The organism is Bacillus sp. SIMBA_074 (genome assembly GCF_046534555.1).
GTDB classification, from domain to species: Bacteria; Bacillota; Bacilli; order Bacillales; family Bacillaceae_G; genus Bacillus_A; species Bacillus_A mycoides.
This window is the reverse complement of the sequence record NZ_JAWRYM010000001.1, coordinates 288,723-312,676: the sequence shown is the minus strand read 5'-3', so window position 1 is coordinate 312,676 and position 23,954 is coordinate 288,723. Positions and strand designations below refer to the sequence as shown.

Here is a 23,954-nt window from a genome sequence, read left to right as displayed (position 1 = left end):
ACAGGTAGGGGATTAAAATGCAAACAGATCTATTAAATATATTTTTTGAAGAAGCAGAAGAACATTTACAGTCGCTAAATGAAAATGTGCTAAATTTAGAACAGAATCCTGCCGATATGGGTGTTGTAGGGGAAATATTCCGCTCAGCTCATACATTTAAAGGTATGTCTGCGAGTATGGAATTTGCGGAAATGGCAGATTTAACTCATAAGATGGAAAATGTTTTAGACGAAATCCGTCATGGAAATATGATGGTGAATGCTAATATTATTGATGTTATTTTTGAGTGCATTGATAATTTAGAAAAGATGGTTACAGATGTGCAGCAGGGCGGAATGGGTAATATTGATGTTGTATCTACAAAGCATAAATTAGAAGCATTATTAAATGGGAATGTAGAAGTTTCTATGGAACAAGTAGAGCAAAGTAGTATAAACAATGATGATACAGTTTCACATGAAGTATATATAACCGTCGAACAACAAGCCATTTTAAAAGCAGTACGTGCCATTATGTGTATTGAAGCATTACAAAATGTAGGGGATATACAAAAAACGGTTCCAAGCATTGAAGAAATCGAAGCGGATGCTTTTGGATTTGAGTTTACAGTATATATGGATACTGATCGTAGTGTTGAAGAATTGAAACAGGTGGTGCTTCACGTTTCTGAAATTGAGAAAGTAGAAGTGAAGCAAGGAAATATAGCTGAAGAAGGAATCGTACAATCTATTGCAGCAACGCAGCTGGATCCATCTCTAGAGGCACGAACTCCAACAGCTAGTACTACACCGGCTAAAAGTAATACAAAAACGAAAAATGCTAAAGTAGAGAATCGTTCTATTCGTGTTCAGTTAGAAAAAATCGAAAGATTAATGAATATGTTTGAAGAAAGTGTAATTGAGCGTGGACGAATTGATGAATTAGCAGAAACGATTCAAAATAAAGAGTTAATCGAGCATTTAAATAGATTAGGGGATATTTCAAAAGATATCCAAAATGTATTGTTAAATATGCGTATGGTACCGATTGAAACGGTCTTCAATCGTTTTCCGCGTATGGTACGTATGTTAGCGAAAGATTTAGGTAAAAAAATCGATTTACAAATTAAAGGTGAAGATACTGAAGTTGATAAAATTGTTATTGACGAAATTGGTGATCCACTCGTTCATTTAATTCGTAATGCAATTGATCATGGTATTGAAACTGTCGAAAACCGACGTGATGCCGGGAAAAATGAGACAGGTACTATTAAATTAGAGGCGTTTCATAGTGGAAATCATGTCGTAATTCAAATTACTGATGATGGAAATGGTATTCATAAAGGAAAAGTATTAGAAAAAGCGATAAAAAATGGTGTTGTAACGGAATCAGAGGCAAATAAATTAACGGATCGTGAAGTGTTTGATCTTATCTTCCAACCGGGATTTAGTACAGCGGAAGTTGTATCTGACCTTTCTGGACGTGGGGTTGGATTAGATGTTGTTAAACATACGATTCATAGTTTAGGTGGGCATTTAATTATTGATTCTGAAGAAGGAAAAGGAAGTACATTCAGAATTGAACTTCCTTTAACATTGTCTATTATTCAATCAATGCTTGTTCAAACAAATGATAAGCGTTATGCCTTGCCTCTTGGCAATATTGCTGAAGCCATTCGAATTAAGAAAGAAGACATACAATCGTTACAAGGGAAAGACGTTTTAAACTATCGCAATCAAATTATTGAAGTGAAACATTTAAGTACTGTATTTGGTGAAAAAACAGTAGATGAGGCGTTCGCATCATATGATAGTCAAATGGTTCCTGTGTTAATTGTTCGTAATACACATCGTAGCTATGGACTTATCGTAAACACAATTATCGGTCAAAGAGAAATAGTCTTAAAGTCATTAGGTGATTTCTTTGCAGAGAGCTCTAACTATTTCTCTGGTGCGACAATTCTCGGTGATGGACGAGTGGTCCTCATTTTAAACCCAGAAGGTTTATAATAGGAATGAAGGAAGCTCCCCACTTGTATACAATTGGGGAGCTTTTTGGGTAGAACTAATAATATAAGTATATGAAAACCGTCGTTTACACATATTGTGGAAATAAATACATGTTCACAATTCGGATGATAAGTTTGGTAAAATATAACGAGTGTAATAGAGAGTTTAAATCATTTGATAGAAAAACAAAAATGAGGAGGCAGGAAAAATGCCTGAGCAACACACAAAAGGGGATACTGGCACAATTGTGCTAGAAAAAGAATATGAACATTTAACGCCTCAAGAATGCGATATTCTTGGTGAGATTGCTAATATATCATTTGGTTCAGCTTCGACTGTATTATCAACAATTTTAAATAGGCAAGTAAGTATTACTGCTCCTCAAGTAGAATTGGTAGATTTATATGATACAAGTGATGTTGAAATTCCACATGTTGTATTAAATATCCATTTCACAAAAGGATTAGATATGGAAAATCTTCTTGTCTTAAAGCAAGATGTTGCTTTATCTATTGCTGATTTAATGATGATGGGAACAGGTGAAGTTGAAGAGGGAAAAGAGCTTGGTGAATTAGAGCTAAGTGCAGTACAAGAAGCTATGAATCAAATGATGGGATTCGCAGCAACATCTATGTCAGAATTCTTCCAAGATACGGTAGACATGTCTCCGCCAACAATTAAAGTTGTGCAACTTACAGAAGAGATGGAGAAGATTTCTGGTATTAATGGGAATAATATGGTTGTTAAAGTATCGTTTGAATTAAAAATAGATAATCTTGTGAATTCTCAGCTTGTACAGGTTGTTTCAGTTGAACATGCGAAGCGAATGATAAATAAATTGTTACAATTATCTGGTGGTGTGGAAGAAGAGATAGATGAGCCGGCGGAAGTGCAGGAAACTGAGATTTTAGAAGAGCATGTAGAAAAAGAGCAATTAACACAAGAAGAGAAAGATGTGCTTGGTGAAATTGCGAATATTTCAATCGGTTCGGCTTCAACAGTACTATCGACGCTTTTAAATCAGCCTGTCACTATTAGTACACCAAATGTAGAGGCGATTAATGTTCGTCATTATGAAGGAGTACCGGTTCCGTTTGTTATTTTAAATGTCGATTTTGTTGAAGGACTAAAAAATGAGAATGTATTCGTATTTACGAAAGATGTTGCTTTAACAATGGTAGATTTAATGATGATGGGAACGGGTGAAATTGATCCGGAGAAAGAACTAAGTGAATTAGAGTTAAGTGGCATTAAAGAAATTATGAACCAAATGATGGGGCATGCTGCAACAGCGATGTCAGAAATGTTTAAAGAAAAAATGGATATGACACCACCAGACGTTAAATTTGTTTCTTTAAAAGAAGAAATGGAATATTTGGGAGAGTCGATGGCAGTTGACGAACTCGTTCAAATTACTTTTAATCTTGAAATTGGTGATCTCCTTCAATCAAAGATGTATCAAATACTACCGATATCAGAAGCGAAAGAAATGGTTAGAAGACTTCTATATCCGATGGTGGAAGAGCAAGAAGAAATAGTTGAGGAAGTTGTTGAAGAGGAAGAAATTCCTGCACCAGTCGTACAGCCAATTGAATATAAAGAAGTCAAGCAAGTTGAGCCAGTATATATGGATACATCTATTCTACAAAATGTAGAAATGAATGTTAAATTTGTATTTGGAAGTACAGTGAGAACAATTCAAGATATTTTAAGTCTACAAGAAAATGAAGCGGTCGTACTTGATGAAGATATTGATGAACCGATTCAAATTTATGTGAACGATGTATTAGTGGCGTATGGAGAACTTGTAAATGTAGATGGGTTTTTCGGAATAAAAGTGACGAAATCGCTATAAGGCGTCAAAATAGGAGTTTGAACAAATAGATGAAAAACGTAAAGTTTTTTCTAGTTAGTTGGCTATTTTTACATATATGTATATTTTTACCAACGCAAGGACAGGCAGAAGAAAAAAGTGTACAAGATCAAAATATAAGCGAAATGAATGACCAAGAGGGAAAAAATAAAGAAGTTCAGGAACAGCCGGAACAAGTGGAAATGCCCTCGGTTGAAGATGAAAAAAAAGCAGTAGAAAATGAGCAAGGGAAAGAAAAAAAAGAAGAAAGAACGATAGAAACAGACCGAGGGGTTATTACAGTTAATAAGCAGGAGCTAAAGGTTGGCGAAGAAGTGCGGATTGCTGTAGAATCAAATGAAAAAAACATTCAAAGTGTAAAAGGCATATTACAATTACAAAAAAATGGTGAGCAGTACAGACAAGAGAGAATAATATCTTTTGAGTATGAAGAAGAAACGAAGCGATGGATCGCTAATTATAAGGCCGGAATATATGATTTACAAGGTGATTGGAACCTTAGGCTCGTTGAAAGCTATAAAGAAGATGAGAAGGAAGAAGTAATAGAGAACGAATTAAATGTCCCGCTCATTCGTATAAACAATGAAGCACCAACTATAGATAAAGAATTGCCAAAGTTAGAGAAAGTTAGTATTGATGAGGCAAAAGGGAACTTAATTGAACGGAAAAAGGGAGAATCCGTTCATATACGAGTACAAACGGTAGATATAGAATCGGTTGTTAAAGAAGTGCGCGTTATATTAAAAGGAAAAGAAGACGGTAACGATATTACTTTTTTATTAGACTATAATAAACGTGACATGGATTGGCAGAAAATATTTGAAATAACAGAAGCTTTACCTGTTGGGCCGCATCAACTTATTGTGGAAGTAACAGATGGGGCAGGTAACAAACTTGTGACAGAGAGTGAATATATCGTTTCTATCATCGAACAAAAAGTGAAAGATGATGAAAAGATAGAAGAGCAAGAGAATCAAAATGAAGTAGAAGATAAGAAAGAAATTGAGAAGAAGGAAGATCCGAAAATAGAGATGCCGCTTCCAGAAGAAAAACTTCCAGTTGTTCAAATTCGAAAGCAAGAAGAGAAAGTGAACTCTTATATAAAAGAGCCGTTGAAAGAAAAAGAGGAAATCAACTACGTTATAAAAGAGTCGTTAACAGACAACAAGGAAGTAAATAATGTGAAGGTTCATAAAGAGAAAAAAAGCGGAAATGACAATCAAGTCGTTTCTAAAAAGAAAGAGAAAATAGAAGAACAACAAGAAAAGAAAGAGGAAAAAAGTGAGCAGGGAGTACAGGCTTCTAATGTGTTTGCTGTTATGTCAGGATTATTTGTACTGTTTTTAGTTTTAAAGAGTAATAAAGAATGGGGCTAATAATTTGATAGTAGTGGAGGCGCTTAAATGGAAATTAAACGTACGACAATTCAAAATAAGACGCTACAACCATTAAAACAGCCTGCAGCTATTTCAGAACATGAAATTCAGAAAGAACGAAAGCGGAGTAACCTTGTGTTTACTGGGCAGCCCAAAATCATTTCGAAAAACAATGAAATAGGGATTTTGCTTGCAAGTTTAGGTGATGGAAAGATTGTAAAAGAAATGCTTTCTAAGGAAATGGATACGGTGTTGCAGTTGTTTTCAAAGCTACATATGTTGTCTGAGGAAGGAAAGCAATCGGAAAAAATATATGAACAAATTGTTAAAAGTTTGCAGGGGCTTATTAAACAAGCTCATATAAAGGGAGTTCCGTTATTAGACGGAACGTATGATTTCGCTGAAGTGCAGCTTTCGTTTGGAAGAAAAGTGCATATTCCGTTACTTGATGTAAGTGCGCTCATTTCTAGAGTGGAACAAGATACATCAGAAGGAAATACGAATTTAATGATAACAGTTATTACAGCTTACATGACAAAATTGTCTAACGAAACAATTTTAATTAGCGGTACGGATCGTATTTCTAAAGAACGTGATGTGAGTGTGTGGAGAGCACTTGCAGAAATGAATATGACGCAATTATCTCATGCGTTGAAACATACGATTCAAGAGCATAAATGGTCTGTTACAGCTCTATTTCTCTTTATATGGGTTATAGGTATCATATTGATTCGTATTATATAATAAAAAAAGGTCGTCATTTCAATTATGACGACCTTTTTCTATATTTTTTCGTAGAAGAATGTATCAAAACGCTGAAGGTTGTAGCGTTCGGGTGTTAAAATTTGTTCTGTGCTACCAACGAATAGTACGCCGCCTTTTCGTAAAGAACGACTAAACTTTTCATAAAGCTTTATTCTTGCTTCTTCTGTAAAGTAAATCATTACATTTCGACAAATGATTAAATCGTAGTTCGTATCAAATGTCTGCATTAATAAATCATGTTGTTTAAATGTAACTTGCTGTTTAATATTTTGATGCAATATATATGTATCATCTTCTTTTGTGAAATGACGTTGTTTTAAATCATTAGGTAATTCTTTCAAAGAGCGTTCCGTATATTGACCACGTTTCGCAGTTTCTAAAACATGAAAATCAAGATCCGTTGCTTGAATGTCATAGCGAAACGGAGCTAGATGCTTCGATAATATTAAAGAAAGTGTATATGGTTCTTCACCGGCAGCGCAAGCAGCACTCCAAATTTTTAATTTACCGTTATTTTGTTCAAGTAGCTTTGGTAGAGCTTTCGTCTCTAACGTTTGCCAGCGCTCTTTATTTCTGAAAAACTCTGATACGTTAATTGTAATATAGTCAATAAAACTTAAAAATAACGTTTGATCGGTGCGTAAATTATTTAAAAAATTTGTGTAATTTTCAAAACCTTTTCTCGAAATGAAAGCGTCGATTCTTCGGCGCATTCTATCTTGCTTATAGGAAGCGATATCCATATTAAAGTGCTGTTTAAAACTTACGACAAATTGATTATAATCTTGTTCAGTTATCATATTTACAATAGGCACAATAACGATATTGTGCCTCCCCCTTTACATCATACGAATTTTTTGTTCAAAGCTTTTTTTCAGCTGCTTTTCATGTAAGCCTGGTAAATCATAAATAACAGCATCAATTCCTGCTTCTTTTGCAACGTCAACGGGAATGACAGACGTATGTTTATCTCCGTTATAAAAACAGAGAACTAAATCGGTATCTTCGATAATTTGCTTTACAAAAAACATATAATCTGATCGATAAATGGAGTCGGAAGGATGATCAAAAGCAATATACTCTGCTCCGTGTTTTTTTAAATAATCAACGACTTCTTGAAATTCGTCTGTTAATACATGTAACGGTTGCAGTGTGTAAAGGCATAAATTTTGAGCGAGCCTTTCATTTTCAATGAAAAAACGAAGAACTTCATTTTCAATAGATTTATAACATAATATGTAAATTTTATGTTTGTGAGCATAGTCAATTAAAAATTTTTTTATTTCTTCCTGATCTAATGCTGTTAATTGATTTGAACCACAAAGAAAAATATTCATAGATTTGTGCCACCTCATGCTAAATTGTAACATATCTTCTATAAAAAATAACTGCAAAATATCATTGTACAGAGTATAATTATAAATAACTGGATTTTACGATTAAGTTTGGAAGGAAATAAAAAAATAAATAGGTGATATATATGCTGCGTTCTATCTCCCATAATCCAATTTTATCGCATATACCGCCTGCTACTCAAATGCCGAAAGAAGCAAATGTCAGGACAGGACTTGCTTTTTCGGATAATTTGCATGCAGATCCGAAAAAAGATAAATTGTTAGAACAAATGGAAGCACTTGTTGATAACATTGGAGAAATTAAAGAGAAAATCGAATTAGAGTTAACGCTCGATAATGTAATGGAATACAAAAATACTGTAAAATCATTTTTGAATTTTTACGTTGATAACGTATTGCAGTATAAAGATGTTATGTCTCGTCATCCGCGTTACGGATATTCGCAGAAAATGACGATCGTAAAACAAGCTGAAATGGGATTAACTGAGTTAGAAGATGTTATGAATTTAATTAATACGAAAACAGGGCATTTAGAAATGTTAAATCAAATTGGAGAAATTCATGGTTTGATTGTAAATTTAGTCTTGTAAAGGAAAGGAAGCTATATGTACATACAATTATATGAAAAGCTCGTTATTATTCAAAAGGCATATGAAAATATTCAAACGCTTGGGGAACAAATATATGAGAATTTAAAAAATAAAAATGTAAATGCAGTTCAAAAGTTGCAAGTAGAGCAATTGCAGTACATAGAAGGTGTTAAAGGATTATCGCGATCTTTTGAGGAAATGGTTGTTCAGCTTTGTAAAGAAAAACAAGTTGAACCGCTGCGTATGCGTTCGCTATTTTCGTATTTTTCACAGGAAGAAAATGAAAAAATGGAAGAATTACAAAAAAGTTTAAATGAATTAGAAGAAAATGTAAAAATGATTCTTTTGAAAAATCAATATTACTTAAACGTACTATTAAAAACTACAGAAAGTATTGTGGATTCCGTTTCTGAATACAATTTGGAGAAAAACAATAATTCGCAAATCTTTATGAATGAACTATTGTAAAGGAGAAGTGAAGCATTATGAGATTATCTGATTATAATACGCCGTTATCTGGTATGCTAGCGGCCCAAATGGGATTACAAACGACAAAACAAAACTTATCTAACATTCATACGCCGGGTTATGTTCGTCAAATGGTAAATTACGGATCTGTTGGAGCAAGTAACGGTCATACGCCTGAACAGAGAATCGGTTATGGTGTACAAACATTAGGAGTTGACCGTATTACAGATGAAGTGAAAACGAAGCAATTTAATGATCAGTTGTCACAGTTCTCTTACTACGCATATATGAATTCTACTTTATCACGAGTAGAGTCTATGGTAGGAACGACAGGGAAAAATTCATTATCTAGTTTAATGGATGGATTCTTCAATGCTTTTCGTGAAGTTGCAAAAAATCCAGAACAACCAAACTACTACGATACATTAGTTTCTGAAACTGGGAAGTTCACAAGTCAGATAAATCGTCTTGCGAAAAACTTAGATACAGCAGAAGCACAGACGACAGAAGATATTGAAGCACATGTGAATGAATTTAATCGTCTTGGTGCTAGTTTAGCAGAGGCGAATAAAAAAATTGGACAAGCAGGGACACAAGTACCTAATCAACTATTAGACGAACGTGATCGCATCGTTACAGAGATGTCTAAGTATGCCAATATTGAAGTATCTTATGAATCTATGAATCCTAATATCGCGAGTGTTAGAATGAATGGTGTTTTAACAGTAAATGGACAAGATACATATCCACTTCAATTAAATAAAGAAAAAGAACCAATGTCTGTTGCGATTTATGGATCGGATATTCCTTTAACAGGTGGAGCCATTCAATCAGCAATAGATACGAAAGGGAAGATTGCTAGTTATAAGAAAAACCTTGAAGAATTAATGAGTTCTGTAAAAGGTCAAGTGAATACAGTGATGGGAAAAGATTTCTTCGTTGGAGATCATGCGAAAGATATTCAGTTAAACCCTGAATTCGCAAAAGATGTTTCGAAAATGAAAATCTCTGCTGAAACAGCAAATAAACTAGCAGGAATTACAGAGGGAGATTATAAAGAAGGTCTTTCTTATAAACAAGCATTAGACCAATTTATAGTTGGTGTAGCTTCTGATAAAAGTGCAGTGAATGCTTATCAAAATATTCATAAAGATTTATTAGAAGGTATTCAACAAGAAAAAATGAGTATTGAAGGCGTAAATATGGAAGAAGAAATGGTTAATTTAATGGCTTTCCAAAAATATTTTGTCGCAAACTCTAAAGCTATTACGACGATGAATGAAGTGTTTGATAGTTTGTTTTCGATTATTAGATAATGAGTAATAAAAGCGAACCCATCTTTCTTTTATGGTTGGAGAGAGGACCCGCGAAGGGTAGAGACGGTCAGTGCCTATTAGTGGCCCAATCGATGTGAGACCAGAGATATGAGATGGTTGAAGGGTAAGTTAGCTAAGAGGAAAGCCATGTTTAGTGAATGCATCGCCCTCGTGTTAAATAAAAATGACAAAGCTCTCTTTTATGAGGAAAGAGAGTATCCGTCGTAGTGTAGAAGCAGAGAGCCGTATATAGTTGTGGTTGCTTCACCGCACTAATTCAAATATAGATAAAGGAGAAGGTAAAGATGAGAGTATCTACATTTCAAAATGCAAACTGGGCAAAGAATCAGATGATGGATTTGAATGTGCAACAGCACTATCATCGAAATCAAGTAACTTCAGGTAAGAAAAATCTTTTTATGAGCGAAGACCCACTTGCGGCAAGTAAATCATTTGCGATTCAGCATTCGTTAGCAAATATTGAACAAATGCAAAAAGATTTAGCGGATTCGAAAAATGTATTAACACAAACTGAAAATACATTACAAGGTGTTTTTAAATCTTTAACAAGAGCGGATCAATTAACAGTACAAGCGCTAAATGGGACGAATAGTGAAAAAGAATTGAAGGCAATCGGTGCAGAGATTGATCAAATTTTAAAACAAGTTGTATATTTAGCGAATACGAAAGAGCAAGGCCGTTATATTTTCGGTGGGGATAGTGCTGAACAAGCTCCATTTACAGAAGATGGTACGTATCAAGGTGGAAAAAATGATGTGAACTGGCAACTAAATGACGGTTATCAATTAAAAGCATTTCGTAACGGAGAAGAATTATTATCCCCAGTTATAAAAACGTTAAAACAGATGAGTGAAGCACTGAATAACGGTGATCAAAAAGCTTTGCAACCGTTATTAGGAGAAAATAAGAAAAACTTAGATAGCGTCATTAACCGTACAACTGAAGTGGGTTCAACTATGAACACGATGGAGACGTTTAAAACAATTTTAAGCGAGCAAAATTTAGCGCTTCAAGAAAATCGTAAAGAAATTGAAGATGTTGATTTAGCGGTAGCAATTTCTGACCTAGCTTATATTAATGCAACTTATGAAGCAACGCTTAAAGCAGTTAGTACGATGAGTAAAACGAGCATTTTAGATTACATGTAAACAATAAGGAGTGAGAAATATGGCAGGGACGTTAACAGGTATTGGTGGTAGACAACAGATTTGGAACCTCGGAAATAATATGATCGATACTTCTAACTTTGTAGAATTAGAAATGCAAGCGTTAGATATGAGAAAAACACCATATACTAATGAAAAGAACCAACTTTCACAAGATAAACTATTATACACAAGTTTAAAATCAGAATTTAGTTCTTTTACACAGACTTTTAAAAACTTAGCAGCTTTTAAAGGAAATGAGAAAAAGGTAACAACATCACAAGACGGTTATATTAATGTAAAAGCTGATGGTGGAGCGATTGCAGGAACTTTTAATATGACGATTACACAGCTTGCACAACGTCATCAAATAGCCTCTAATAAGATTGCTGATATAAATGCGAAGCTTCCTAAAGATGAAACATTACAACTAGGCGGTAAAGAACTAAAAGTAACAACTGATATGACATATAAAGATTTAATTAACAAAATTAATGACGGAGATTATGGTGTATCGGCTTATACACTTGGAGATAAAATCTTTATGTCCTCGAAAAAAGAAGGAACAGATGGAGAAATTAATTTTAAGGGGAACACATCTACACTGTTTCAAGATATTGGTTTAGCTAAGGCGGATGGGACAGCAGTCAATACAATTAATGAAGCGCAAAATGCCAAATATAGTATTAATGGTATTGAAGCTGAAAGTTTTACCAATACAATTGAAGCTCTTCCGGGCGTGAAAATTGAATTGGTAAAAGTAACTGAGCCGAAAGCAGAAGGAACACCAGATGCAGGTACAACAACAGATCCAAAAGCAAAAGGTATAGATCTGAAGTTTACAGTAAGTGACTCAAACGTAACAGACGCATCAAATATTATTAAAAAAATGGTAGCTGATTATAATAAAGCTGTTTCTACAATAGATATTTTTGCTGGAAAAGGTGGAGCCTTCCAAGGTCAAGCCATTATGCAAAGTGTACGTCAAGCGATGAATAACGTCGTAACATTTTCTCAAGACGGTAATTATTTATTCTCATTTGGTATCCAATTAAAGCAAGACGGGACGATGGAAGTTAATGATGAAAAATTAACACAAGCGTTAAAAGACAAGCCGGATGCAGCGAAGCAATTTTTCTTTGGTTCTAACGGTTTAGGGAAGATGATGGAAGAACCACTTGATAAACTATTTGGTGATAAAGGTGTAGTCGGAGAGCGTGTAAAAAACATTGATTCACGTGTAAGTGATTTAGATAAAAAGATTAAAGATATTGAAACACAAAATCTGCAAAAACAAGATGAGATTGTGAAGAAGTATCAAAAGCTAGAAAGTACATTAGCGGCGCTAGATAGCCAACTAAAAACAATTAAAGCAATGACAAAACAAAAAAGTGATGATTAATGAAAGTTGAGGAAGTGATCGTATGCAAGCATGGCAACGCTATATGCAAAATGATATTATGACAAGTAATCCAATTAAAAATACAATTTTTATTTATGAAAGATGTATCGTTGAGTTTCGTAATTTAGAAGAGCTTTTAAATACTTTTAAACTACAAGAAGGAGATGCGCTTCTTGAAAAATTAGAACGTATTTTTGAAGAGTTAAAGCTTCAATTAAATCCTGAGATTACGAAAGATTTATATGATAGTCTATTCGGTTTATACGATTGGATTAGCATTCAAATTCAGACGATGAAAGTAACGCGTGAAGCAAAAGACATGGATGCGATTGTACAAGTGTTACAAGATTTAATAGACGGTTACCGCGGAGCACTCGAAAATGAACAATGATATTTATCGAGCGTTTGTCGGCTGTTTTAATGAAATCGGTGAATTGCAAGTGTCAGATGAAGAATTTGCTGAGAAAAGTGCTATGTTAAATCGCTGGATGATGACCTTGGATGAAAAGACGCGCGCAGATGTTGCAGCGGAAGTGAGTCCATTAATAATTAAGGCAGCACAGCATATTCGAGATAAGCAAAAGATTTTGGAAGAAATGATTATGACAAATGATGGACGAATGAAAGCGAATTCGTTTTACGGTAAATTTTAATGGGGAAATATGGAAATGGATACCACTTTTAAAAGGGGATCCATTCCATTGTTTGAATAAGGCGTTCCGCTGATTGAGGTTTCACTTTATGACTGTAATAAAAAGAATGGTAATAATCCAAACAATGAAAAATAAGATGTCTTTATTTTATGGAGAGAAGTGTATGGAGGCTCTTTTTTTATTGTTTATATATCAAAATGTTACATGGATTACTACGCGTATACAGTTTTTTATATTCTTTTTTATATTTTTGTATTTTTCTAAAGACAACAATGGAAAAATGGAATAAAATATGTAAGGGTACAAAATAGATAATATTTTAATAAATAAATACATATAGGAAAATGAATAATAAAGTGAAACTTCCATCAGTGGATGATCATGCGCTAAACGAGCATGATGGAAAAGGAAGGGTGTGGAATATGCCAGATTTAGTTAGTGATGTAAGTCATTATATGAACTATTTAGTAACGAAGCGAAATACCGTTTCTAGTAATATTGCAAATGCGAATACACCTGGCTATAAAGCACAAGATGTAACATTTGCTGAGCAAATGAATATGAGCAGTGCATTATATAAAAAAAATGCTGCGGATTTAAAGAGTAATCCAGATTTATATCAAACGAATGTAATGCACTTACCGACAGCAAATACGAAAAATACATACGCAAAGATTCAAACGAAATCAATGCAAACGAATAAAGATGGAAACAGTGTTGATGTAACGACAGAAATGCTAGATTTAATGAAAACAAACCAATTATACGGTGTTTCAATTAATGCAATTAATACGCAATACGCTATTAACCAAGCAGCACGTGGACGTTAATAGTAAAAGGGGAGACAACGATGTTTCAGGCAATTAATGCAAGTGGCTCAGGGCTAACTACAGCGAGAAAATGGATGGAAGTTACTTCTAACAATATCGTAAATGCAAATACGACGGGAGCACCGGGCGCAGAGCCGTATCACCGCCGAAGTGTGGTGTTGGAATCAAATAATAGTTTTGCAAGCATGCTAGAAGGAGCTCCTACTAACGGAGTGAAAATAAAAAGTATTGAAACGGATCGAAATGAAAATCTTGTGTATGATCCGACGCATCCGCATGCAAATGAAGAAGGATATGTACGTTATCCGAACATTGATGTGACAGCTGAGATGACGAATGTAATGGTTGCTCAAAAAATGTATGAAGCAAATACAAGCGTATTAAATGCGAACAAAAAAATGCTCGATAAAGATTTAGAAATCGGCCGAGGATAAGGGGGAAGAGGGGAAATATGAAAATTCAACCAATGTTAAATACACAGCCATTTGGAGCGATTCAGCCGATTGGCACACAGAAAACTTCAGAAACATCTGTAGTTGAAGGCAAAAAGTTTATTGATTTATTGGAAGATATGAATCAAACGCAAAATAATGCCCAAACAGCAGTATATGATTTACTGACAAAAGGGGTAGGAGAAACGCATGACGTTTTAATTCAGCAGAAGAAAGCTGAATCACAAATGAAAACAGCTGCTCTCGTACGTGATAATCTTATTGAAAATTATAAGTCACTAATTAATATGCAAATTTAGGAAAATGGACGGGTGTATTTAAATGGAAAAGATAAAAAATGTTTTCCAATCGTTGAAAACGTGGCATAAGTTAGTGATTGGTGCTGCGCTTTTAGCGATTGCAACAGGAGCACTTTTATACTTCACCTTGCCAGATAAATATGTTGTTGTATATCAAAATTTAAATGATACAGATAAGCAAGAGATTACAGCAGAATTATCGAAGCTAGGTGTTGATTACCAATTAGCAGCCGATGGTTCGATTCGAGTGCAAAAGAATGATGCTCCATGGGTTCGAAAAGAAATGAATGGAATGGGCTTGCCGTTTAATTCAAAAAGCGGTGAGGAAATTCTATTAGAAAGCTCACTCGGTTCAAGTGAACAAGATAAGAAAATGAAGCAGATTGTCGGCACGAAAAAGCAATTGGAGCAAGATATTGTACGAAACTTCGCGACAGTTGAAACGGCAAATGTGCAAATTACATTACCTGAAAAAGAAACAATTTTTGATGAAGAAAAAGCAAAAGGAACAGCGGCGATTACTGTTGGTGTGAAGCGTGGACAATTATTAACAGCTGATCAAGTTGCTGGTATACAGCAAATGATTAGTGCGGCAGTTCCTGGCGTGAAAGCAGAAGAAGTAAGTGTTATTGATAGTAAAAAAGGTATCATCTCAAAAGGAGCAGATGAAGCGCATTCTAACAGTTCCTCTTCTTATGAAAAAGAAGTAGAGATGCAGCATCAAATTGAAGGTAAATTAAAGCAAGATATTGACGCAACGTTAATGACGATGTTTAAATCAAATGAATATAAAGTGAATACGAAAGTGTCTGTAAACTACGATGAAGTTACACGTCAGTCAGAAAAATATGGCGATAAAGGTGTACTTCGCAGTAAACAAGAGCAAGAGGAAAGCTCTACTGCGCAAGAAGGAGCAGATACGAAGCAAGGTGCGGGTATTACAGCGAACGGTGAAGTGCCGAACTACGGTACGAACAATAATCAAAACGGTAAAGTTGTCTACGATAATAAAAATGGTAACAAAATTGAAAACTATGAAATAGATAAAACAGTTGAAACAATTAAGAAACATCCGGAATTAACAAAAACAAATGTTGTTGTATGGGTAGATAACGATACGTTAGTAAAACGAAAAATTGATATGACAACATTTAAAGAAGCGATTGGAACAGCAGCTGGGCTTCAAGTTGATCCGAATGGAAACTTTACAAACGGTCAAGTTAACGTTGTAACTGTTCAGTTCGACCAGCCGAAAGTTGAAAAAGAGAAAGAGCCAGAAAAAGGTGGTATGAACTGGTGGTTATTCGGTGGAATTACAGCTGGCTTGCTAGCACTAATTGGCCTAGTATGGTTCTTCTTAGCAAGACGTAAGAAAAAGAAAGAAGAAGAGGAATATGAAGAATACTTAGCAGAAGAGGAAGTTGCTGCTAGTAGTGAAAGTATTTTTGAAATTCCTGAAGAAAAAATAGTACCAGAGCCAAAGCCAGAACCAGAACCGGTAGAACCATCAGAACCTACATTAGATGATCAAGTGCAGGAAGCTACGAAAGAGCATGTAGAAGGTACTGCAAAAGTAATTAAAAAATGGTTAAACGGACAGTAAGGGAGGAAAAACAATGTTAGATGAAATCTCCTCCAAAGAGAAAGCTGCCATCCTCATTCGTACATTAAACGAAGAGGTGGCAGCAAAAGTCATTGAATATATGACGGCTGAGGAAAAAGAAGTGTTACTTCGCGAAATCGCGAAGTTTCGTGTATATAAACCAGAAACGTTAGAAAATGTACTAGGGGAGTTTTTGTACGAACTAAATGTAAAAGAGTTGAATTTAGTAACTCCAGATAAAGAATACATTCGTCGTATATTTAAAAATATGCCAGAAGACGAGTTGGAAAAATTATTGGAAGACCTTTGGTATAACAAAGATAATCCATTTGAATTCTTAAATTCACTTACAGATTTAGAACCACTTCTTACAGTGCTTAATGATGAATCGCCACAAACGATAGCGATTATTGCTTCTTATATTAAGCCGCAACTTGCTTCTCAATTAATTGAGAGATTACCAGATCATAAACGTGTAGAGACGGTAATGGGTATTGCAAAGCTTGAACAAGTAGATGGTGAATTAATTAATCAAATTGGTGAGTTATTAAAAGCAAAATTAAATAATATGGCATTTAGTGCTATTAATAAAACAGATGGATTGAAAACAATAGTGAACATTTTAAATAATGTTTCACGAGGTGTTGAAAAAACAGTCTTTCAAAAGCTGGATGAAGTCGATTATGCGTTATCTGAGAAAATTAAAGAAAATATGTTTGTCTTTGAAGACTTACTTGGTCTTGAGGATCTTGCGCTTCGCCGTGTATTAGAGGAAATTACAGATAACGGTGTTATCGCGAAAGCACTTAAAATTGCAAAAGAAGAAATTAAAGAGAAACTATTTACATGTATGTCTTCAAACCGTAGAGAGATGATTCTTGAAGAGTTAGATGGCTTAGGACCGCTTAAGATGACGGATGCTGAAAAAGCACAACAAACGATTACAGGTACAGTGAAAAAGTTAGAAAAAGAAGGAAGAATTATCGTTCAAAGAGGTGAAGATGATGTCCTTATTTAAAAACAGAATTCCGAAGAATTCTGTTTCTTTTTCTGAAGAAACGTATGAATTACAATTTCCGAAACCAGTATCAGTTCACATTGAAGAAGAGATACAAGTGGATCATGCAGAACTTCTTGCACAGCAAGATGCATTACATATTGAAATGAATCAGCTAAGGCAGCAGCAGCAAATGCTAGAACGAGAGCGTCAGCAGTTGTTGCAAGATAAAGAACAGTTTCAAATGCATATTCATGAACAAATGGAACAGATGGAAGCAGCGCGTATACAGTTTCAAAAAGAACAACAAGAAACAGCATACGAATGGACAGAGTTATTATGGAATCAATCTTTTCAGTTAGCAGAAAAAGTAGTGAATCAAGCGGTAGATTCGCGCTTATTAGACGTTTTGCCGATTTTAACAGGCATCGTGCAAACATTGCCTACTTCATTTGAAAAATTAATTATAACGGTTCATCCAGAAACATTTGAACGTATACAAGAAGAGAAAGAAAATACGAAAGAGTATTGGCTACTACAATTAGTAGAATGGAAGTATGATTTTTCTTTACAGTTTGGCGAATTTGTTCTGGAAGAAGAGAAAGAGTTTTTTGAGTTTAAATTTGCGCCTATATTTGCGAAGCTTCGTCATAAGTGGGAAGAAGAGAAGTTGTTTGAGGAGCAAAATGTATGAACAACGAGCTAATGAATGAACATAATAAATGGAATACATTTATTGAAACACCGTTTTATACGAAAGTTGGCAAAGTTCATAGTGTACAAGAGCAGTTTTTTGTAGCGAAAGGTCCGAAAGCAAAGATTGGAGATGTTTGTCTCGTTGGAGAACATAGTGTCTTATGTGAAGTAATTGCGATTGAAAAAGAAAATAATATGCTACTTCCATTTGGACAGACAGAAAAAGTATGTTACGGAGATGCAGTTACATTAATTGAAGAAGATGTTGTTGTACCTCGTGGTAATCATTTACTTGGGAAAGTGTTAAGTGCGAATGGTGAAGTGTTAAATGAGAACACTGAAAACATTCCACTACAAAAAATAAAATTAGATGCACCGCCGATTCATGCATTTGAGCGTGAAGAAATTACAGATGTATTTGAAACGGGAATTAAATCGATTGATTCCATGTTAACGATTGGGATTGGTCAAAAGATTGGTATTTTCGCAGGATCGGGTGTTGGTAAATCTACCTTGCTTGGAATGATTGCGAAAAACGCAAAAGCTGATATTAACGTTATTAGTTTAGTAGGAGAACGTGGCCGAGAAGTAAAAGACTTTATTCGAAAAGAATTAGGCGAAGAAGGTATGAAAAAAAGTGTCGTTGTTGTAGCAACGTCAGATGAAAGTCACCTTATGCAACTTCGTGCGGCTAAGCTTGCAACATCTATTGCTGAATATTTCCGTGACCAAGGTAATAACGTATTACTTATGATGGATTCTGTTACTCGTTTTGCTGATGCACGCCGAAGTGTTGATATTGCGGTAAAGGAATTACCGATCGGTGGTAAAACACTGTTAATGGAAAGTTATATGAAAAAGTTATTAGAACGATCAGGAAAAACGCAAAAAGGGTCAATAACAGGTATTTATACAGTGTTAGTTGATGGTGATGATTTAAATGGTCCTGTACCAGATTTAGCTCGTGGTATTTTAGATGGACATATTGTATTAAAACGTGAGCTCGCAACTCTTAGTCATTACCCTGCCATTTCGGTATTAGATTCGGTAAGTAGGATTATGGAAGAAATCGTATCGCCGAATCATTGGCAACTTGCAAATGAAATGAGAAAAATTCTATCTATTTATAAAGAGAATGAATTGTATTTTAAACTTGGAACAATTCAAGAGAATGAAGAAAATGCTTATATTTTTGAATGTAAAAATAAAGTAGAAGCTATAAATACGTTTTTAAAACAAGGTCGAACGGATAGTTTTCAGTTTGAAGATGTTGTCCAAGCGATGCACCATATTGTATAAGATCTCGCCCTTTGAGGTCTTATTTTTTTGATTTTAATATTTCACAGATTTTTTTGTGAAAAAACTATATAATAGAAAAAGGTAACGTTATAATAGGAAGGGGCTATGAAAACGGGTGGATAAGCAGCAGTACGACACGATTAAATTGCAGATTAATCAAGAGAAAGAACATATCTTGAAAGAAGTGTACGAACTAACAGCTGAAAAAAGAAAAATAGAACAAAAAAAAGAATATGATCTATATGTTGTGAAATCACGCAATAAGGTTGTACAAACGGGACAACGTATTATGGCTGGTATGCTTTCATCACATACATTTTCACCTGAAAGAATAGAAGAATGGAATCGAAAAATTAAAAAAACAGAAGGTTTTATTCAAAAAAATGAAAGCTTTTTAGAGCAAATAAAAGAAAAAGAACGTGTCATTGATGAAATGTATGAAGAAGATTGTAAGAAGCTTGCGAAAGTAAAAGAAAAGCTGGAAGAAAAAATGCTTCTTGATTTAAAAATGTGTATGAACGGATGAGGTGGATGTAGTGATACAGTTTGTATTACCGGTGCAGCAAAGTTTACCTCCGCAAAAAGAAAAAGGGCTAGAAGTACAATCGAAAAATGAAAATTCTTCATTCGATAATACAATGAGAATTGAAAATAAAAAACAGCCGAAAACGGAGAAAACGAAACGAGAAGAAGCACCAGAAGAAGAGAAGAAAGAATATATTCTCGCAAAAAAAACGGTAACGAAAGAAGAGCCGATTGTAAAGAAAGAAGAAAAGAAAGAGACAGAACAGTTATTGTTAGCTGTATCTGAGCAGATGGTTGCAATTGAGCAATTGCGTGTGCAGCCAGAATTGTTATATCAATACATACAAAAATTACAGGCGTTATATAAAGAATACGGAAATATTAAACTGAACGAATTGCCCGCAGCTGAATTACAGCAATTACAAGAGCTTTTTTCTAACATGAATATTAAAAATGCCATATGTTTAGAAGATACAATGCAAATGGCGCTAGACAAGGTGACGATGCCAGAGCAGACGTTGCAAGTATTAAAAGTCGTAGAATCAGAAACTTGTAATATTGCAAAGAAACAAGAGGAGTCTAAGGAAATAGAACTCCCGAAAGCAGAGAGCGATGATGTGAAGGTAGAGTTACCAAAAGTCGATCAGTTAAATGACTCAAGTTCGGCCGGAGCTGAGTTATTAAATAAAGCAACGGGTACTGACCAAATAGGAAAACAAAATAGTGGAGCTGAGAAGGTTACATTACCTGACTTAGGCAAGAAAATGGAAGCACAAGTAGAGGCTCTGCAAAAGTTTGTAGTGAAACAAGAACGTGTTTTATTCCAGCTAAATCCAGAGAAACTTGGTTCATTAACTGTATTTATGAAAAAGCATGGAGATCAAATTGAAGTCCATGTAGAAATGGAAAAACACGATGCGAAAAAGCGTGTTGAAATCATTTTTGACGAATTGAAGCTGAAATTAAAAGAAAAAGAAATTAATATTCAAATAAGTTATTCAGAAAAAGATGAACAACGTAAAGAACAGCGAGAACAAGAGCAAAGGCAAAAACAAAAATTAGCAAATACGAAACATGAGAAACAACAGTCAAAAGAATTTGCGGGATTATTGGAGGAATAAAGCGTGCCAACAGTTGGATTAAATACAACGAGTACAAATCATATTCCGTTACAAGCAGGAGCGCAAAAAAGTAATGTACCTGTTAACGGTGTACAATCGCCAGTTCAACAAACAAATGGAGTTTCAGCAGGAGAGCAAAAGACTCCTGGTGTAATGGGGAAAGATGATTTTTTAAAATTATTTTTATCAAGTTTCCAGCACCAAGATCCATTTAATGCGATGGATATGAATCAAATGATGAATCAGACAGCGCAGTTATCTCTTATGGAACAAGTACAGAATATGACAAAAGCAGTTGACTCTTTAAGAACGACGATGCATTCGACAGCGCTTGATGGTGGAATGAAGTTTTTAGGGAAGTATGTAAGAGGTGTTGACGGTGACGGTAAAAAAGTAACTGGTCAAGTAGAGACAGTTCGCCTTGCAGAAAATAACGAAGTACAGCTCGTTATTGATAATAAAGTAGTGTCTCTTCGTTTCGTTGAAAGAGTGTCTGATAAACCGATTGGAGAAACGAATCCAGAAGATGCAAAGAAAGACGATCAAAAAGTAACTGAAGAAGTAAAAACTACAAATTCATAAGGAGTGTACATACGTTATGATTAAAGCGTTATATACAAGTATTACAGGGATGAATGCAACACAAAATGCATTAAGTGTAACTTCAAATAATATTGCCAATGCACAAACAGTTGGTTATAAAAAACAAAAAGCAATGTTTGATGATTTACTGTATAACAATTCAATTGGTTCAAAAGGCGACGATAAATACGCAGGGACTAACCCGAAAAGTATCGGTAACGGTGTGAAAATGAGCGGAACAGTTACGGATTATAGCGATGGTACAATTACGCTAACTGGTGGTAAAACACAAGCAGCAATGGAAGGTAATGGTTTCTTCGTGGTTGGCGATTCAAAAGGCGGCAACACGGAATTTACGCGTAAAGGTACATTTGGAATATCTTCAGATTACTATATTACGAATACAGAAGGGCAATATGTATTTGCATATCCTGCAAATGCAGCAACTGGTGAAGTTGATTTATCTGGTATTCCAGGACCGTTGCAAATTCCAATGGGATCAGCAATCGGTGGTATTCGAACGTCAAAAGGAGTCGTTGGAGGGAATATTCCAGCCGATGCAAAACAGATTACGCAAGAATTGCCTGCATACGATGATGCCGGTAATACATGGACAATGCGTGTAGAATTTACACAAACTAGTGAACATAATTATAAATATACAGTACATATGCGTAACGACTCGAAAAAAGAAACAGAGTTTAAAGAGGTTCAAGGCGCAGGCGGTGATGTAACATTCGATGCGGTAGGAAAGCCAAATCAGCAAAACCCTGGAGCGTCTATTCCATTTAATGGCGGAACAGTAAATTTAGATTTTAGTAAATTAACAAATCATCCGACAGAGAAAACATTAGCAGTAACAGACGTAGATGGTAGAGCAGCAGCGACTGTTAAAGATTGCTTTATTGCTGACGGTGGATATGTGATGGTAAAATATTCTGATGGAAGTATGAAAGCTGCGGGTCAATTAGCTGTTGCGATGTTCCCGAATGAAGGCGGCTTAATGAAAAATGGTAATGGTAACTACACAGCGACAAATACAACTGGTATTTTAGCAATGGGTGTATCTGGTCAAAATGGTGCAGGAAAAGTACGCGGTAGTGCACAAGAAGGTGCAAACGTAGATTTATCTGTAGAATTCGTTGATTTAATGTTATACCAACGCGGATTCCAAGGAAATGCGAAAGTAATCAAAATTTCAGATGAAGTATTAAATGAAGTTGTGAACTTAATTCGATAATAAATCGTAAAGAAAAATTGTAACGTAGTAGGAAGGGTTTTATATTCGTATGACAAGACAAGAGCGAATTTTACAATTGCCTTTTTTCGAAAATAAACGTGAGCTTGCTGAGCAAATGTTAAAAATAGAACGAGAAGAGCATGTATATTTACCAGATCAATTTGAAATCAAACAAGTGCCTCCATATTCGTTTGGTGAAAAACAAGCAATCATTGGCCGTATACACGAGTTTTACTTCGTAAGTATTGGTAGTAGTGGTGTTTGGAAGTATCAACTGTTTAAAGATGAGATGAAGTGCCGTGAGTTTTTCGTTATGTTGCCGGATATTACGGATCAGCAGCTTGCTTTTTGGTTCAATAACATTGAGTTGTTGAAAGGGGCTTAAAAGCTTTCTTTTAGGTTTTGAGAGAGGGCCCAGCGATGTTTAGTAGCGGTCAGTGCATATGGAGTGTCTCGCATGTTGTAATACCAGAGATATGGAGTGGTTCTAGGTTAGTTGAAGAGGCTGGGAGCCATGAATGAGATTGGTAGGCTCACCGGATTGTAGTAGCGACAGTGCTTATGAGTGGCTCGCATGTTGTAGAGATATGGAGTAGTTCTAAGGTAGTTGGAGAGGCTGTAATCCAAGTGTTTAGGTGGTGCCTCTTCACTTTTTGGAGAGAGGATTTCTCTGATTCTAGGAGCAATGATTTGAAATAGAGTTAGATTAATTTAAGATAGTTGTGCTATATTGTACAATTAGACTAAGTTTATATAAAAGGAGAGGTGAGGAGGATGGCGCAGAATAAGTATCGCGTTACATTCATTTCGCCAAGTGAGATTGAGCAACGTACTGTAATGGCGGCGAGTAGTTTACCTAATTTAATACGTCAAGTAGAGAGTATTATTGCAGATCCGAACGGTTATTTTGTAAATGATAAAAAAAATAATTGCTATTTTAAAGTTATTAAAGAAAATGTTACGTATATTCAATATGAGTTACTATTTTCTGATAAGGAAATTCACATTGAAAAGTTAAAACATATAGCACCGGCGGTATTGAAACAAGTATTTAAAAAAATAAACGATCCGGAGTTATATGCACTTGCGCTACTTGATGTTGATATAGCAACGAAAGAATACGTGCTAGAAGAAATGAATCCGGAGCTAAGAATAAGAGTGGAAACGGAACTTTCGAAAAAATGGGAAGCGATGCCGACAGAAATTGTAGGAGCACAAGAAGTGTTACTAGAGGCACTTGCTTCGTTTATACAAGATTAAGTTTTACCGGTAGTATTTCTACTTTAAAACTGTGAGAATCACTCAACTATCTATATTTTTCATATAGGTAGTTGACTTTTCGGTTTTAATAAAGCTTA

The 23,954-nt window shown here is 35.0% G+C and carries 26 protein-coding genes; 24 read left to right on the top strand and 2 right to left on the bottom strand.

The window, feature by feature from the left end; all coding sequences use genetic code 11:
• Positions 1-17: 17 nt before the first annotated feature.
• The 4 genes from SB773_RS01580 (at position 18) to SB773_RS01565 (ending at position 5,981) form a co-directional block, all read left to right on the top strand.
• Positions 18-1,988 carry a chemotaxis protein CheA gene (locus SB773_RS01580; protein ID WP_002126563.1) on the top strand — a complete coding sequence of 657 codons (1,971 nt, stop codon included), beginning with the start codon at positions 18-20 and terminating at the stop codon, positions 1,986-1,988.
• 208 nt (positions 1,989-2,196) lie between these two features.
• Complete coding sequence (locus SB773_RS01575) at positions 2,197-3,843, top strand: flagellar motor switch protein (protein WP_002126565.1); 1,647 nt, start codon at positions 2,197-2,199, stop codon at positions 3,841-3,843.
• A gap of 29 nt (positions 3,844-3,872) precedes the next feature.
• Positions 3,873-5,237, top strand: a complete 1,365-nt coding sequence (locus SB773_RS01570; RefSeq protein ID WP_033730489.1) for a hypothetical protein — start codon at positions 3,873-3,875, stop codon at positions 5,235-5,237.
• A gap of 27 nt (positions 5,238-5,264) precedes the next feature.
• A complete protein-coding gene (locus tag SB773_RS01565; RefSeq protein WP_033730487.1) occupies positions 5,265-5,981 on the top strand; it encodes a hypothetical protein in 717 nt (238 codons plus the stop codon).
• Between the two features lie 38 nt (positions 5,982-6,019).
• Here SB773_RS01565 and SB773_RS01560 read toward each other — a convergent pair whose 3' ends face one another.
• Together SB773_RS01560 and SB773_RS01555 are read right to left on the bottom strand one after the other, a co-directional pair.
• Complete coding sequence (locus SB773_RS01560; RefSeq protein ID WP_002166047.1) at positions 6,020-6,802, bottom strand: CheR family methyltransferase; 783 nt, start codon at positions 6,800-6,802, stop codon at positions 6,020-6,022.
• A gap of 39 nt (positions 6,803-6,841) precedes the next feature.
• On the bottom strand, positions 6,842-7,339 hold the full coding sequence (locus SB773_RS01555) for a flagellar motor switch protein FliG (RefSeq protein ID WP_002086503.1): 498 nt from the start codon (positions 7,337-7,339) through the stop codon (positions 6,842-6,844).
• A gap of 143 nt (positions 7,340-7,482) precedes the next feature.
• Here SB773_RS01555 and SB773_RS01550 point away from each other — a divergent pair, with 143 nt between their 5' ends.
• The 20 genes from SB773_RS01550 (at position 7,483) to SB773_RS01455 (ending at position 23,856) form a co-directional block, all read left to right on the top strand.
• Complete coding sequence (locus SB773_RS01550) at positions 7,483-7,947, top strand: YaaR family protein (RefSeq protein ID WP_002086502.1); 465 nt, start codon at positions 7,483-7,485, stop codon at positions 7,945-7,947.
• Between the two features lie 15 nt (positions 7,948-7,962).
• On the top strand, positions 7,963-8,415 hold the full coding sequence (locus tag SB773_RS01545; RefSeq protein ID WP_002064619.1) for a flagellar export chaperone FlgN: 453 nt from the start codon (positions 7,963-7,965) through the stop codon (positions 8,413-8,415).
• Positions 8,416-8,432: 17 nt separating this feature from the next.
• Positions 8,433-9,731, top strand: coding sequence for a flagellar hook-associated protein FlgK (gene flgK, locus SB773_RS01540; protein WP_002126575.1), 1,299 nt, complete (start codon positions 8,433-8,435; stop codon positions 9,729-9,731).
• Between the two features lie 305 nt (positions 9,732-10,036).
• The gene (locus tag SB773_RS01535; protein WP_410588268.1) at positions 10,037-10,900 is read left to right on the top strand and encodes a flagellar hook-associated protein 3; all 864 of its coding nucleotides are present in this window, start codon (positions 10,037-10,039) and stop codon (positions 10,898-10,900) included.
• 19 nt (positions 10,901-10,919) lie between these two features.
• Positions 10,920-12,299 carry a flagellar hook-associated protein 2 gene (locus tag SB773_RS01530; RefSeq protein ID WP_002030929.1) on the top strand — a complete coding sequence of 460 codons (1,380 nt, stop codon included), beginning with the start codon at positions 10,920-10,922 and terminating at the stop codon, positions 12,297-12,299.
• A 22-nt stretch (positions 12,300-12,321) separates the two neighbouring features.
• Positions 12,322-12,690, top strand: coding sequence for a flagellar export chaperone FliS (locus SB773_RS01525; protein ID WP_002012050.1), 369 nt, complete (start codon positions 12,322-12,324; stop codon positions 12,688-12,690).
• Positions 12,680-12,952 carry a hypothetical protein gene (locus SB773_RS01520; RefSeq protein WP_002126578.1) on the top strand — a complete coding sequence of 91 codons (273 nt, stop codon included), beginning with the start codon at positions 12,680-12,682 and terminating at the stop codon, positions 12,950-12,952. The genes SB773_RS01525 and SB773_RS01520 overlap by 11 nt, the downstream gene beginning before the upstream one ends.
• A gap of 344 nt (positions 12,953-13,296) precedes the next feature.
• On the top strand, positions 13,297-13,782 hold the full coding sequence (gene flgB, locus SB773_RS01515; protein ID WP_002012047.1) for a flagellar basal body rod protein FlgB: 486 nt from the start codon (positions 13,297-13,299) through the stop codon (positions 13,780-13,782).
• Positions 13,783-13,802: 20 nt separating this feature from the next.
• A complete protein-coding gene (flgC, locus tag SB773_RS01510; RefSeq protein WP_410588264.1) occupies positions 13,803-14,216 on the top strand; it encodes a flagellar basal body rod protein FlgC in 414 nt (137 codons plus the stop codon).
• 17 nt (positions 14,217-14,233) lie between these two features.
• Positions 14,234-14,533, top strand: a complete 300-nt coding sequence (gene fliE / locus SB773_RS01505; protein ID WP_002064631.1) for a flagellar hook-basal body complex protein FliE — start codon at positions 14,234-14,236, stop codon at positions 14,531-14,533.
• Positions 14,534-14,555: 22 nt separating this feature from the next.
• Positions 14,556-16,136, top strand: coding sequence for a flagellar basal-body MS-ring/collar protein FliF (gene fliF, locus SB773_RS01500; RefSeq protein ID WP_088292844.1), 1,581 nt, complete (start codon positions 14,556-14,558; stop codon positions 16,134-16,136).
• A gap of 13 nt (positions 16,137-16,149) precedes the next feature.
• On the top strand, positions 16,150-17,154 hold the full coding sequence (fliG, locus tag SB773_RS01495; protein ID WP_002030936.1) for a flagellar motor switch protein FliG: 1,005 nt from the start codon (positions 16,150-16,152) through the stop codon (positions 17,152-17,154).
• Positions 17,141-17,827, top strand: a complete 687-nt coding sequence (locus SB773_RS01490; RefSeq protein ID WP_033706611.1) for a FliH/SctL family protein — start codon at positions 17,141-17,143, stop codon at positions 17,825-17,827. Before fliG ends, SB773_RS01490 begins: the two co-directional genes overlap by 14 nt.
• The gene (fliI, locus tag SB773_RS01485; protein ID WP_002126588.1) at positions 17,824-19,128 is read left to right on the top strand and encodes a flagellar protein export ATPase FliI; all 1,305 of its coding nucleotides are present in this window, start codon (positions 17,824-17,826) and stop codon (positions 19,126-19,128) included. Before SB773_RS01490 ends, fliI begins: the two co-directional genes overlap by 4 nt.
• 115 nt (positions 19,129-19,243) lie before the next feature.
• A complete protein-coding gene (locus tag SB773_RS01480; protein WP_002012036.1) occupies positions 19,244-19,654 on the top strand; it encodes a hypothetical protein in 411 nt (136 codons plus the stop codon).
• 10 nt (positions 19,655-19,664) lie between these two features.
• The gene (locus SB773_RS01475; RefSeq protein WP_410588260.1) at positions 19,665-20,774 is read left to right on the top strand and encodes a flagellar hook-length control protein FliK; all 1,110 of its coding nucleotides are present in this window, start codon (positions 19,665-19,667) and stop codon (positions 20,772-20,774) included.
• A 3-nt stretch (positions 20,775-20,777) separates the two neighbouring features.
• Positions 20,778-21,356, top strand: coding sequence for a flagellar hook assembly protein FlgD (locus SB773_RS01470; protein WP_215576935.1), 579 nt, complete (start codon positions 20,778-20,780; stop codon positions 21,354-21,356).
• A 16-nt stretch (positions 21,357-21,372) separates the two neighbouring features.
• Positions 21,373-22,596, top strand: coding sequence for a flagellar hook protein FlgE (locus SB773_RS01465; RefSeq protein WP_002126594.1), 1,224 nt, complete (start codon positions 21,373-21,375; stop codon positions 22,594-22,596).
• A gap of 49 nt (positions 22,597-22,645) precedes the next feature.
• Positions 22,646-22,981 (top strand): DUF3964 family protein, encoded by a 336-nt coding sequence (locus SB773_RS01460; protein ID WP_002030948.1) that lies wholly within the window; start codon positions 22,646-22,648, stop codon positions 22,979-22,981.
• Between the two features lie 389 nt (positions 22,982-23,370).
• The gene (locus tag SB773_RS01455; protein WP_002012030.1) at positions 23,371-23,856 is read left to right on the top strand and encodes a hypothetical protein; all 486 of its coding nucleotides are present in this window, start codon (positions 23,371-23,373) and stop codon (positions 23,854-23,856) included.
• Positions 23,857-23,954: the final 98 nt, after the last annotated feature.

Bases quoted from the DNA above. Each gene is read 5' to 3' on its own strand.
- SB773_RS01580 (WP_002126563.1), top strand. From the start codon at position 18: ATGCAAACAGATCTATTAAATATATTTTTTGAAGAAGCAGAAGAACAT.
- SB773_RS01550 (WP_002086502.1), top strand. From the start codon at position 7,483: ATGCTGCGTTCTATCTCCCATAATCCAATTTTATCGCATATACCGCCT.
- SB773_RS01560 (WP_002166047.1), bottom strand. From the start codon at position 6,802: ATGATAACTGAACAAGATTATAATCAATTTGTCGTAAGTTTTAAACAG.
- SB773_RS01535 (WP_410588268.1), top strand. From the start codon at position 10,037: ATGAGAGTATCTACATTTCAAAATGCAAACTGGGCAAAGAATCAGATG.
- SB773_RS01545 (WP_002064619.1), top strand. From the start codon at position 7,963: ATGTACATACAATTATATGAAAAGCTCGTTATTATTCAAAAGGCATAT.
- flgK (WP_002126575.1), top strand. From the start codon at position 8,433: ATGAGATTATCTGATTATAATACGCCGTTATCTGGTATGCTAGCGGCC.
- SB773_RS01525 (WP_002012050.1), top strand. From the start codon at position 12,322: ATGCAAGCATGGCAACGCTATATGCAAAATGATATTATGACAAGTAAT.
- fliF (WP_088292844.1), top strand. From the start codon at position 14,556: ATGGAAAAGATAAAAAATGTTTTCCAATCGTTGAAAACGTGGCATAAG.
- fliG (WP_002030936.1), top strand. From the start codon at position 16,150: ATGTTAGATGAAATCTCCTCCAAAGAGAAAGCTGCCATCCTCATTCGT.
- SB773_RS01465 (WP_002126594.1), top strand. From the start codon at position 21,373: ATGATTAAAGCGTTATATACAAGTATTACAGGGATGAATGCAACACAA.
- SB773_RS01555 (WP_002086503.1), bottom strand. From the start codon at position 7,339: ATGAATATTTTTCTTTGTGGTTCAAATCAATTAACAGCATTAGATCAG.
- fliI (WP_002126588.1), top strand. From the start codon at position 17,824: ATGAACAACGAGCTAATGAATGAACATAATAAATGGAATACATTTATT.
- SB773_RS01565 (WP_033730487.1), top strand. From the start codon at position 5,265: ATGGAAATTAAACGTACGACAATTCAAAATAAGACGCTACAACCATTA.
- flgB (WP_002012047.1), top strand. From the start codon at position 13,297: ATGAATAATAAAGTGAAACTTCCATCAGTGGATGATCATGCGCTAAAC.
- fliE (WP_002064631.1), top strand. From the start codon at position 14,234: ATGAAAATTCAACCAATGTTAAATACACAGCCATTTGGAGCGATTCAG.
- SB773_RS01455 (WP_002012030.1), top strand. From the start codon at position 23,371: ATGGCGCAGAATAAGTATCGCGTTACATTCATTTCGCCAAGTGAGATT.
- SB773_RS01520 (WP_002126578.1), top strand. From the start codon at position 12,680: ATGAACAATGATATTTATCGAGCGTTTGTCGGCTGTTTTAATGAAATC.
- SB773_RS01530 (WP_002030929.1), top strand. From the start codon at position 10,920: ATGGCAGGGACGTTAACAGGTATTGGTGGTAGACAACAGATTTGGAAC.
- SB773_RS01490 (WP_033706611.1), top strand. From the start codon at position 17,141: ATGTCCTTATTTAAAAACAGAATTCCGAAGAATTCTGTTTCTTTTTCT.
- SB773_RS01460 (WP_002030948.1), top strand. From the start codon at position 22,646: ATGACAAGACAAGAGCGAATTTTACAATTGCCTTTTTTCGAAAATAAA.
- flgC (WP_410588264.1), top strand. From the start codon at position 13,803: ATGTTTCAGGCAATTAATGCAAGTGGCTCAGGGCTAACTACAGCGAGA.
- SB773_RS01575 (WP_002126565.1), top strand. From the start codon at position 2,197: ATGCCTGAGCAACACACAAAAGGGGATACTGGCACAATTGTGCTAGAA.
- SB773_RS01570 (WP_033730489.1), top strand. From the start codon at position 3,873: ATGAAAAACGTAAAGTTTTTTCTAGTTAGTTGGCTATTTTTACATATA.